General features: G+C 70.6%; 7 protein-coding genes. 6 read left to right on the forward strand and 1 reads right to left on the reverse strand.

The features are described 5' to 3' along the window. Positions 1-169 precede the first annotated feature (169 nt). The 5 genes from AB0H93_RS05560 to AB0H93_RS05580 all read left to right on the forward strand — a co-directional run bounded on the left by AB0H93_RS05560 (position 170) and on the right by AB0H93_RS05580 (position 6374). Complete coding sequence (locus AB0H93_RS05560; RefSeq protein WP_358567843.1) at positions 170-1534, forward strand: FAD-binding oxidoreductase; 1365 nt, start codon at positions 170-172, stop codon at positions 1532-1534. Beyond that, positions 1534-2895 carry an FAD-binding oxidoreductase gene (locus AB0H93_RS05565; RefSeq protein WP_358567846.1) on the forward strand — a complete coding sequence of 454 codons (1362 nt, stop codon included), beginning with the start codon at positions 1534-1536 and terminating at the stop codon, positions 2893-2895. The genes AB0H93_RS05560 and AB0H93_RS05565 overlap by 1 nt, the downstream gene beginning before the upstream one ends. After that, positions 2892-3653, forward strand: a complete 762-nt coding sequence (locus tag AB0H93_RS05570; protein WP_358567849.1) for a decaprenylphospho-beta-D-erythro-pentofuranosid-2-ulose 2-reductase — start codon at positions 2892-2894, stop codon at positions 3651-3653. Before AB0H93_RS05565 ends, AB0H93_RS05570 begins: the two co-directional genes overlap by 4 nt. A gap of 271 nt (positions 3654-3924) precedes the next feature. Further along, positions 3925-4755, forward strand: a complete 831-nt coding sequence (locus AB0H93_RS05575) for a hypothetical protein (RefSeq protein WP_358567852.1) — start codon at positions 3925-3927, stop codon at positions 4753-4755. Between the two features lie 317 nt (positions 4756-5072). Further along, positions 5073-6374 (forward strand): hypothetical protein, encoded by a 1302-nt coding sequence (locus AB0H93_RS05580; protein ID WP_358567855.1) that lies wholly within the window; start codon positions 5073-5075, stop codon positions 6372-6374. Positions 6375-6462: 88 nt separating this feature from the next. Here AB0H93_RS05580 and AB0H93_RS05585 read toward each other — a convergent pair whose 3' ends face one another. Further along, positions 6463-7938 carry a hypothetical protein gene (locus AB0H93_RS05585; protein ID WP_358567858.1) on the reverse strand — a complete coding sequence of 492 codons (1476 nt, stop codon included), beginning with the start codon at positions 7936-7938 and terminating at the stop codon, positions 6463-6465. A 187-nt stretch (positions 7939-8125) separates the two neighbouring features. On the opposite strand from AB0H93_RS05585, the gene AB0H93_RS05590 reads away from it, so the two are divergent. Then, a complete protein-coding gene (locus AB0H93_RS05590) occupies positions 8126-11299 on the forward strand; it encodes an arabinosyltransferase domain-containing protein (protein ID WP_358567861.1) in 3174 nt (1057 codons plus the stop codon). Positions 11300-11575 lie beyond the last annotated feature (276 nt).

Here is an 11575-nt window from a genome sequence, read left to right on the forward strand (position 1 = left end):
TCCGACGACAGGGCATTCGGTACCTGGGGCACCCGGCTGGACGCCGAAGACGTGGGAGATCGAACTCCGCGAACGTCCCAGAAGAGTGTAGCGATGACGCATCGCACACCGCCGGGGACCGGATGAACCCGCCCGTATCGGCCGCTCCAGCGCGGATAGACTCGGCTGGGTGGGATCGGTAAAGGACGAGCTTCAGACGCTGACCGGCTGGGGGCGCACCGCGCCCACCAGGGCGCACGTCGTCAGCACCCCGGACGTCGAGGCGATCGCCAAGGCGGTCCGCGAGGCCGGTGAGCGCGGCGTCATCGCGCGCGGCCTGGGCCGCAGCTACGGCGACCCGTCGCAGAACGCGGGCGGCACCGTCATCGACATGACCGCCCTCGACCGGGTGCACCAGATCGACGTCGACAACGCGACCGTCGTCGTCGACGCGGGCGTGTCGTTGGACACGCTGATGCGTCGGCTGCTGCCGCACGGCCTGTGGATCCCGGTGCTGCCGGGCACCCGCCAGGTCACCATCGGCGGCGCCATCGGCTCGGACATCCACGGCAAGAACCACCACTCGCAGGGCTCGTTCGGCAGCCACGTGCTGTCGCTGGACCTGCTCACCGCCGACGGCGAGGTCCGCACGCTGACCCCGGACGGCGAGGGCGCCGAGCTGTTCTGGGCCACGGTCGGCGGCATGGGCCTGACCGGCATCATCACCAGGGCGACGATCAAGCTCAAGCGCGTCGAGACCGCGTACTTCCTGGTCGACAACGTGCAGACGAAGAACCTCGACGAGCTGATCGAGCACTTCACCGACGGCTCGGACGACAACTACGTCTACTCGGTCGCCTGGTTCGACTCGCTGGCCCGCGGCGACAAGCTGGGCCGCGCGCTGCTCACCCGCGGCAACTCGGCCCGGATCGAGGACCTGCCGAAGAAGCTGCGCAAGGATCCGCTGAAGTTCAACGCGCCGCAGCTGATGACCGCCCCGCCGATCTTCCCCAACGGCCTGGTGAACAAGTTCACCATCACCGCGTTCAACGAGGTCTGGTACCGCAAGGCACCGACGAAGTTCGGCCTCGTGCAGAACATCACCCAGTTCTTCCACCCGCTGGACCTCGTCGGCGAGTGGAACCGGGTCTACGGCTCGAACGGCTTCCTGCAGTACCAGTTCATGGTGCCCTTCGGGCAGGAAGCGATGTTCCGCCGCTCGATCGACAAGATCAGCTCGTCCGGCCACGTGTCGTTCCTGAACGTGCTCAAGACCTTCGGCGAGGGCAACCAGGCGCCGATGTCGTTCCCGCGCAAGGGCTGGACGCTGACCGTCGACATCCCGATCACGCCGGGCCTGGACCGGTTGTGCCGGGAGCTCGACGAGATGGTGCTGAACGCGGGCGGCCGGTTGTACCTGGCCAAGGAGTCCCGCACGTCGGCCGAGATGATCGAGCAGATGTACCCGCGGATCGAGGAGTGGCGGAAGATCCGCGCCTCGGTCGACCCGGAGGGCATCTTCCGCTCCGACCTCTCCCGGAGGCTCAGTCTCTGATGACCGCGTTCGAAACCAAGGAACTCTTCGGCTGGGGCCGCACCGCGCCGACTCAGGCTCGCGTGCTGAGCACCACCGACGTCGGGAAGATCGCCGAGGCGGTGCGCACGGCCGACGAGCGCGGCGTCCTCGCCCGCGGCCTGGGCCGCAGCTACGGCGACGTCGCGCAGAACGCCGGCGGCGTGGTCGTCGACATGACCCGGCTGAACCGGATCCACGACATCGACCCGGACACCGCGATCGTGGACGTGGACGCCGGCGTCAGCCTGGACCAGCTGATGAAGGCGGCGCTGCCGCACGGCCTGTGGGTCCCGGTGCTGCCGGGCACCCGGCAGGTGACCATCGGCGGCGCGATCGCCAACGACATCCACGGCAAGAACCACCACAGCGCGGGCAGCTTCGGCAACCACGTGCTGTCGATGGACCTGATCACCGCGGACGGGCAGGTCCGGACGGTGACGCCGGACGGCGACGAGTCAGACCTGTTCTGGGCGACCGTGGCGGGCATCGGCCTCACCGGCATCATCATCCGGGCCAAGATCAAAATGACCCGGACCGAGACCGCGTACTTCGTGGCCGACCTCGAGCGCACCGACAACCTCGACGAGACGTTGGAGCTGGTCAGCAACGGTTCCGAGGACAAGTACACGTACTCCTCGGGCTGGTTCGACGCCATCTCCACCGGCCCCAAGCTGGGCCGCGCCGCGTTCAGCCGCGGCTCGCTGGCCAAGCTGGACGAGCTGCCGCCGAAGCTGCGCGCGGACCCGCTGAAGTTCGACGCGCCCAAGCTGGCGACGCTGCCCGACGTGTTCCCCAACGGGCTGGCCAACAAGCTGACCTTCAGCGCGCTCGGCGAGGCCTGGTTCCGCAAGTCGCCCAAGCGCAAGCTCGGCGTGGTGGAGAACCTGACCGCCTTCTACCACCCGCTGGACATGTTCGGCGAGTGGAACCGGGCCTACGGCTCCAAGGGCTTCCTCCAGTACCAGTTCAGCACGCCGCTGAACGCGCACGAGGACCTGCGCCGGATCCTGCTGCGGATCGCGCACTCCGGGCACTACTCGTTCCTCAACGTCTTCAAGCAGATGGGCGAGGGCAACCGGGCGCCGCTGTCGTTCCCGCACCCCGGCTGGATGGTCTGCGTCGACTTCCCGATCAAGCCGGGCCTCTCCCGGCTGTGCTCCGATCTCGACGAGATGGTGCTCGGCATCGGCGGTCGGCTCTACACCGCGAAGGACTCGCGGACCACGGCGGAGACGTTCCACCAGATGTATCCGCGAGTCGACGAGTTCCGCAAGATTCGCCAATCCGTTGACCCCGAAGGCATTTTCGCTTCAGACATGAGCCGGAGGCTTGAGCTGTGATCGACGCCGTTGGAAACCCCCAGTCCCTGCTCGTGCTCGGCGGCACCTCCGACATCGCCTTGGCGACGGCGCGGAAGTACGCCGAGCAGCGCCCGTTGCGCATCATCCTCGCGGACCGCCCGGAGGAGCAGGCGCGCTTGGACGAGGCCGCCGAGCAGCTGCGCAAGACCGGCAGCACGGTGTCGATCATGACGTTCGACGCCCGCAAGCCGGAGACGCACGCCGAGGTCATCGACAAGGCCTTCGCCGACGGAGACGTCGACGTCACGCTGATCGCCTTCGGCATCCAGGGCGACAACGAGAAGGGCTGGACCGACGTCGAGGCGGCCCGCGCGGTGGCCGACATCAACTACCTGGCCCCGGTGTCGCTGGGCGTGCTGCTGGCCGAGAAGCTGCGCAAGCAGGGCCACGGCAACGTCGCGGTGATGTCCTCCCCCGCCGGTGAGCGCGCGCGGCGGTCGAACTTCGTCTACGGCTCCTCGAAGGCCGGCCTGGACGTGTTCTTCTCCGGCCTGGGCTACGCGCTGGAGGAGCACGGCGTCAAGGTGACCGTCGTGCGGCCGAACTTCACGCACACCAAGCTCACCGAGGGCATGAAGGCCGCGCCGATGGCGAACACCCCGGAAAGCGTCGCCGAGGTGATCGTGAACGGCGTCCGCAAGGGCAGCCCGCTGGTGTACGCCCCCGCGCAGTTCCGGTTCGTGATGTCGATCCTGCGGCACGTGCCGCGCGCCATCTTCCGCCGCCTGCCGATCTGATCGGTTTTCCGCAGGGCCGCCGGGGCAACGCCTCGGCGGCCCTTCGACGTTGCGGGAGCGTTGGGCGGCACGGGGATTCGGCTTCCGCAGTGGGCCGTCCGCATGAAACCGCAGCATTCGGAGGAAGGGGTACCCCTGCGATTCCGAGGGTTATCCCGCACGTTCCCCGTTCTGCACGAAAACAGGGCGGTTGTCGCGGAGAATCGGGAATCAGCACGGGTGCGCACCACGATGGCACCGCCAACCCGATTCCGCGCCGCACGAGGGCCAGATGTCCGCCGAACAACCGAGACGCTCCCGCGAGATCAAGCCCGATCACGTGATCCTGGCGTTCCGCGTGATCGCGCACCTGGTCTTCCCGTGGCTCGCCGCCAGGTTCGTGTACAAACCGCGCGTCGGGCGGCAACAGCGGGACCGGGTGCTGGATCGGCTGGCGTTCTGGCGGTCGGCGGTCGGCCTGCTCGCGGTGCTGGTGACGACCAACGCCTACCTCTCGCCGTTCATGGTCTTGGGCGACAACTACGCCAAGGCGTTGCGCACCGCGGCATTCGCCATGCTGGCCGCGCCGCTGCCGTTCCTGGTGCTGCTCGCCGTGACCCGATCCGGGTACCGCTACGAACTCCTCCCGGGCGGCCGGCGCATGTTGGGTCGAGGGGCGCTCGCACTGGCAGCGTTCGCGCTGCCGCTGGCCTTGCTCCTCGCCACCGACGGCGGCAGCTACGAGGTCACCACGCTGGCAGGGCTGCTCGTCGCGTTGATCGTGGTGGCCGTGATCGGCTGGTACGCGGCCTTCTGCCTCTGCACGCTCTACTGGGCCGCTCGCACCAGCTTCTGGATCAGCGAGATCCACCCGCTGCTGGCACCGGTCGCCTCGTCGTTCTTCGTGCTGCTGATCACCGGGCAGGAGATCATCAGCCTCGACACCAAGGGCGTGCCCGCTCCGCTGTGGCTCGGACTGAACCTCTGCGGGGTGGCCTCGACGTTGGTGCTCGCCGTCTTCGAGTACCGGCACGCCTGGTTGACCGGTTACCGGTTCCGCGGTGGACCGCGGCCGGTGGCCGCGCCAGCGCACCGGGATGGAACGGAGCCGACCGGACGGTAACGAAAGGCGCAGAAATTTCGCTCCAGAGGCAACGTTTCAAGTCTCTCCGGCGATCATCGATGTGACGGCGCCGTTAAGGCGTTCCGTCCGATATGTGACTTCCCGACGCGCTTCGCGCAGAGGAAGCGCGGATGCCCGGCGAAGTGGGGTTCATCGGGTGCCCGTGTCCGTGGGTCCTCCACCTGCCCATAACGTCTGGAGGACCCACGGAACGCACCGATTCTGCCCGTCGGTCCGTTCAGGGGAAAACCGCGAATCCGGGCAACCTGCGGGGGTCTTTCGGCGATCACCAGATGACCTGACCGAAAGGGTTGCGAGTGAACGTCAAACGACTCGTGGCGGCCGTGGCCGCCACCGCAGCGATCACCGGGCTGGCCACCGCCGCGCCGGCGGTCGCGCAGACCGAACCGACGACCTCGGCGCCGAGCACGTCCGCCGAGGTCCCGAGCGAGCCGACCACCTCGGCACCTGTCGAACCGACCACGTCGGCACCCGTCGAGCCGACGACTTCCGCGTCGTCCGAGCCGACGACATCGGCTCCTGCTGAGCCGACGACCGCGGCGCCGGGCGAAGCCGGTCCGGGCGAGGGCGCGATCCAGCAGCGCTACGAATCGATGTCCGCCGAGGAGAAGGCGCAGGTCGGCGCGCCCGCCGGGCAGGAGGTCGTCGAGGACGAGGGCCTGCGCTGGCAGGACTTCGAGAACGCCCGCTTCTACTGGACTCCCGACACCGACGTGACGGTCGTGCGCGGGATGATCTACCTGGGGTTCCTGGAGCGCGGCGGGCACGACGCGCTGGGCGTGCCGATCACCGACGAGCTGGCCAGCAGCGGCGGCGGCCGGTACAGCGACTTCCTGACCCGCGACGGCGTGATCCACTCGGCCATCTACTGGTCGACGCGCACCGGCGGGCACCTGGTCGTGGGCCCGGTCCTGGAGCACTTCCGCGAGCTCGGCGAGGACGCCCGCTTCGGCTACCCGGCGACCGACACGCGGCTCACGCCGGATGGTTTCGGCGCCTACAACCACTTCCTGACGCCGAACGCCCAGCACGAGAACGCGTCGATCTACTGGACGCAGCCGTCCGGGGCGAACGCGGTGCAGGGCGCGATCCGGGAGAAGTGGGCCGCCACCGGCTGGGAACGCGGCCCGCTGGGCTTCCCGGTCACCGACGAACTGTCCACACCGGACGGTGTGGGGCGCTACAACCGGTTCAACGGCGACGGCAGCTTCCCGGCCGGGATCGTGTGGAGCCCGCAGACCGGCGCGCACTCGGTGCAGGGCGTGATCGCGCAGCGCTACATCGAGCTGAGCGGCCCGGCGGGCGTGCTCGGCTACCCGACCACCGATGAGCTCGGCACGCCCGACGGGCGGGGCCGCTTCAACCACTTCACCGGCACCGGCGGGGCGTCGATCTACTGGACGCCGCAGACCGGCGCGCACGAGGTGTACGGCGGCATCCGCGCCCGCTGGTCGCAGCTCGGCTGGGAGCGCTCCTACCTGGGCTATCCGGTGACGGGCGAGCACGACGTCCCGCAGGGCCGGGCGAGCGAGTTCGAGCACGGCTCCATCGAGTGGCACCGCGACTCCGGCGCGGTCGTCGACGTCCCGAAGGGCTGAGCAGGGGCGGGCAACCGGAGATCGGCGGGGCGATTTCCGGTTGCCCGATCCGTGGCCGTCGCCCGCGACGCTTCCGCAGGTCCGGGCGTCAGCGGGGTTCGAGGACCAGGTGGGCGTGTTCCGCCCAGGTCGAGCCGATGTCCCAGCGCGGGTCCGGGCCCGGGCCAGGTTCGCGGCGGAGGACCACGTCGATCGGGCGCGGTTCGGTCGGGGTGAAGTGGCGGTAGTTGAACTCCAGCAGCGCGCGGACGAACGGCGTCGCGTCGGCCAGCCGCTGCTCGATCTGGGGCGCCAGGTAGCCGCGGTCGGAGAAGGTGTCGACGATCGCGCAGTCGCAGAAGTACGCGAGCGCGCCGATCTCGCCCGGGCTGGTGACCGTGCGGTCGCCGACGAGGCGTCCGAGGTCGGTGCCGATGCGCTCGTACTCGGCCGCCGTCGCCCAGTTCGTCATGATCGCCGCCTCGCGCCACGGCAGGCCGTGCTGAGCGGCGAACCAGAGCTGCGCCGCGAGCACCGCGCACCCGGCCAAGCCCGCCAACGACCACCGGGCCGCGACCGCGCCGATGCCTCCAGCCAGCAACAACGACAGCCCGATCAGGCTCGGCGCGTAGTACCAGTGGTACGGCGGAACGCCCATGAGCGTGTAGACGTAGTAGTGCGCGACCGCGCCGAGCCCGATCAGCGCCCACGGCCACAGCGGCACGGCGCGGCGGAACGCCCGCAGCACGCACGCGATCGGCAAGCACACCAGGCCGAGCACGGCCGGGATCAGCGAAACCACCACGGCCGTCGGGAAAACCCCGTGGTAGAGCTCCAGGCCGTTGCTGAAGTCCCAGTCGCCCCAGGACTTCTGCAGCTGCTTGATCACCAGCGTGTCCGGCACTGCCGAGCCGAAGTACAGCCAGCTGAACGCGAACCACGGCACCACGATCGCCGCGGCCGCCGATAACCAGCGCCACCAGCCGCGCCACAGGCCCGGCCGGCCGATCAGCACCACCAGCACGAACACGCCGAGGTCCAGCCGCGTCAGGGCGAGCAGCCCGGCGGCGACGCCGAACAGCACCGGCCGGCGTTGCACCGCCGCCAGCAGCAGCACGCCGAGCAGCGCCGAGGCGAGCGTCATCTCCAGGCCCACCGTCGAGAGCACCAGCGGGTTCGCCGCCACCAGCAGCGCCCCCACAGCGCCCGTCCAACCGGGAAAACCACTGGTCCGCGCCGCGCTGCGGAGCGACACCGCGAGCAGGACGTTGGCCAGCACGAACACCACGCCCAGCGCCACGACCGGCTGCCGCACCACCGCCGTGACCGCGGCGAGCACCAGCACGTTCAGCGGCGCGGTCGCGGAGTTCGAGACTTCGGCGCCGATCAGTCCCCAGTGGCCGTGGAACGCCAGGTTCCGGGCATAGCTCAGCGTGATGTAGCTGTCGTCGATGAGCGCGCTGTGGACGACCCAGAACAGCGCGCCGGCCACGACGCCGACCACCAGCGGCAGCCAGAACGAGCCGGCGGGCCGAGTCCGCTCCCGCTGCTCCTCCGCGACCGCAACTTCCGCAACGCCCACCATGTGCCCGCTCCTGTCTGTCCGACACGTGCACGCCGGAGCGGGGCGACGGGTTGCCCGCCGCGGGCAACCTGCGCGGCGCCCCGATCGTCAATCGGCTGGACGAATTCGGCGCGCCGCCGCCGTGCGTCGCGCGCAGCGTTGGCCAGGATTGAGCAGGCGAGGAAAATTCCGATCTGCGAGGAGCGCGGTGAAGTACTTGAGCAGTCCGGCACAGCTCGATCCGCCGGCCGAGCCGCAGACCGGCGGAACCGGTGCCGACCGCCCGCGGCGATCCCGCGCAGGCCTGTGGGTGGCGCACCTCCTGGCGTGCTGCATCGGCATCGTCGGGCTCGGCTGTGCGCTCGCGCTGCCGTTCGCGCCCGTCTGGGTGGATCGCACCGAGGTGAGCTGGCCGGCCGCCGAGGCCCGGTCCACCACGGCGTTCTTCGCGCCCTACCGGCCCGCGTCGTTCGACGCGTCCGTGCCGTGCCCGGTGCTGCGCGCCGCGCTCGACCGGCCGGCGCGGACGACCGTGCTGACCACCCTGCCGCCGGGCAGCGACCGCGAAGGCCTGGTCCTGACCACCCGCGACGGCAAGCCGGAGCTCGTCCTCGACCAGCACCAGGTCCCGCTGCCGCCCGGCACCTGCGAACTGTCGATCCACGCGGACTCGACGCGATCCGTGGTGACCGCGGGCGGCCGCCCGCCGATCGTGCTGCCCGGCATGGCGGCGCCGGAGATCTTCACCTTCGCCACCGACCTCGAACCCGAGGAGCTCGCCGGGATCTCGGTCACCGCGCGCACCTTCTCCTGGTTCGACACCTCGCCGACCGACATCAAGAGCACCCTGATCACCACCACGCTGGTGCTCGCGCTCGTGTCGCTGGTCCTGCTGTTCGTCCACGCCCCGCCCGCCCTCGGCCGGATCCGCGTGTCGCCGCTGCTCCTGCCGGTCGACGCGCTGGTCGCGGCGGTGCTGGCGGGCTGGCTGGTGATCGGGCCGCTCACCGACGACGACGGCTTCGCGATGATGACCGTCCGCAACTACGACGACGCCGGCGACATCGGCAACTACTACCGCTGGTTCAACGCCTCCGAGACGCCGTTCACGCTGGTCCAGCACCTGATGCGGTGGGTGTCGGAGGAGAGCCTCGCGCCCGCCTGGCTGCGCGTGCCCAGCGCGATCGCCGGGCTGCTGACCTGGCTCGTCGTCAGCCGCGGCATCGTCCTGCCGGTGTGCCGGGGCACGCGGCGCCTGCCGTTGCACCTGCTCACCGCGGTGTTCTTCCTGGCCTGCTGGCTGCCGTTCGGGCTGGGCATCCGGCCGGAGCCGTTCGTCGCGCTGGGCACGTCCGCGCTGGTCGCGGCGCTGCTGAAGATGGGCCGGACGCGCGCGCCGCACTTCTGGCTGGGCGTCGCCGCGCTGATCGCCGGGCTGACTATGTCCGTCACGCCGACCGCTGTGAGCGCGCTGCTCACCGTGCTCGTGTTCGCCCCGCGCATCTGGCGGGTGCTGGCGCAGCGCGGTGCCCTGCCGCGGTGGGTCAGCCTGCCCACGCGCGTCGTGCTGCTCGGCTGCGCGGGCTCGGTCGGCCTGGTGGCGATGTTCGCCGACTCGACGCTCAACGGAGTCCGGAGCGCGACCGCGATCCACGACGAGTTCGGGCCGAGCCTCGGCTGGTACCAGGAGATCGACCGGTACGCGAACCTGCTGGGCACCAGCATCTGGGGCACCGCCACCAAGCGGCTGGTCGTGTTCCTCGTGGTGGCCGCCGTGCTGATCGCGGCGGCGTGCGCGATGCGCCAGGTGCACCGCTGGACCGAGCTGCCCGACCTGCCGATGGTGCTCGGCTCCGTCGTCGCGGTCCTGGTCGCGCTGTGGTTGACGCCGTCGAAGTGGACCCACCACTTCGGGGCGCTCGCCGGGGTCGGCTCGGCGCTGCTCGCGGTGACCGTCGTGCTGCTGGGCCGGATCGGCAGGATAGAGCGGGCCAAGCGCGAGGCGCGGCTGGTCGGCGTGTTCGGCGGGATCGCCGCATCCGTGGCTGCGGCCCTGGCGTTCATGGGGCCGAACGTGTGGCCGATGCAGTCCGACATGGCCGTGCCGTGGTCCGACACGCCCGTCCGGCCCGGCCTGCCGCTGGACAGCCCGGCGCTCTGGCTCGCCACCGGCGTTGCGGTCGGCGTGCTCACCTTCTGCTTCGTCCGGATCCGCGCGATGCTGTCTCGGCCCGCCCCTCGCGGTCTTATGTGGACGGTCATGCCGATGTCGGTGCTCGGGTCGGCCGCGCTGGCGTCGGTGGCGGTGCTGCTCGGATCGTTCATCGTCGCGCCGCAGACGATGGGCGACCGCTTCTCGATCGCGCGGATGAACTCGCAGAGCATCCGGGGCAGCAGCTGCGGGCTGGAGAACGAGATCGAGGCGCTGCCGATCGCCGAGCGGCTCGCGCCGATCGCCGGGACCGCCGACCTCGACGGCTTCACCTCGGCCGGTGGGCCGCCGCAGGAGCCCGACCTGCGCGAAGAGCACCCCGGCGAGCCGCTGCTGGCGAAGCGGCCCGACGACCCGAAGGCCCCCGAGGGCGAGGTGGCGACGACGGCGGCGAGCCAGTTCGCCTGGACCAGCACGACGGGCGGGCCGCAGACGACCGGCTCGCTGACCTCGGCCTGGTTCGGCCTGCCCGGCCTCGCCGGCGACCAGACGCTGTCGGTGTGGGTGTCCGGCCGGCCCGAGCAGGGCAACTCGCTGGCCCTGGAGTTCGGCACCGCGGGCGGGCCGGTGGCGACGCGCGAGCTGCGCGATCCGCCGCCTACCGAGCTGCCGTTCGACGACCCGCGCCACGGCAGGCCGATCGACTGGCGGAACTTCCGCGGCTGGCGGCTGCTCACCGTCGAACCCGGGCAGATCCCGGCCGGGGCCGACCGGGTCCGGGTGCTCGCCGAGGACCGCACCACCGACCAGCAGGGCTGGCTGACGGTCAGCGGCCCGGCGGTGCGGGACGTGGTGCCGCTGCGGCAGGCGCTCGCGGAGCGGGAACCGGTGCTGATCGACTGGACGATGAGCTTCGTGTTCCCCTGCCTGTCCGACTACCCGCGGGTGTCGCACGGCGTCGCCGGCACTCCGCGGATGCTGATCACGCCGCCCCTCGGCGAGGGTTCGATGGCGTTCGGCCCCGACATCGGCGGCGTGTTCGCCGGGGTTCCGATGCTCTCCCAGCGCTACGAGCTGCCCAGCCGCCTGCGCGACGCCCCCGGCAACACCTGGGGCCACGTCCTCTACGCGCGCTACCCGATCGAACGCGACGCGTACGCGACGACGCAGCACCGCGAGCGGATCGGCGGCGCCGCAGGCGATCCGGCATACCCCTTCGAAGAGCACTGACCCACGAGTCACCGTTCCCGCTGGTCAGGGCCCGTGCGTGCGTTGTGCTGCCAGAGCGGCACAAAGCACGCACGGCCCTGGAGCCCGCCGATCACGATCACTCCAACGGCGTCGACACCGCCCGATCGGGCGCATCGTTTCGGCGCGCCGGGCGGGGTCGGGGCCGTTACCCTGACGGCGGTTTTCGCACCGTGATCGGCGCAGGAGCACTGGGGGTAGCGGTGGCGATCTCGATCTGCTCGTCTATCCGGCCGGGCGACGGCAATTCCACCGAAG

The organism is Saccharopolyspora sp. NPDC050642, assembly GCF_040654735.1.
Lineage (GTDB): Bacteria > Actinomycetota > Actinomycetes > Mycobacteriales > Pseudonocardiaceae > Saccharopolyspora > Saccharopolyspora elongata.

Bases quoted from the DNA above. Each gene is read 5' to 3' on its own strand.
- AB0H93_RS05585 (WP_358567858.1), bottom strand. From the start codon at position 7,938: ATGGTGGGCGTTGCGGAAGTTGCGGTCGCGGAGGAGCAGCGGGAGCGG.
- AB0H93_RS05565 (WP_358567846.1), top strand. From the start codon at position 1,534: ATGACCGCGTTCGAAACCAAGGAACTCTTCGGCTGGGGCCGCACCGCG.
- AB0H93_RS05575 (WP_358567852.1), top strand. From the start codon at position 3,925: ATGTCCGCCGAACAACCGAGACGCTCCCGCGAGATCAAGCCCGATCAC.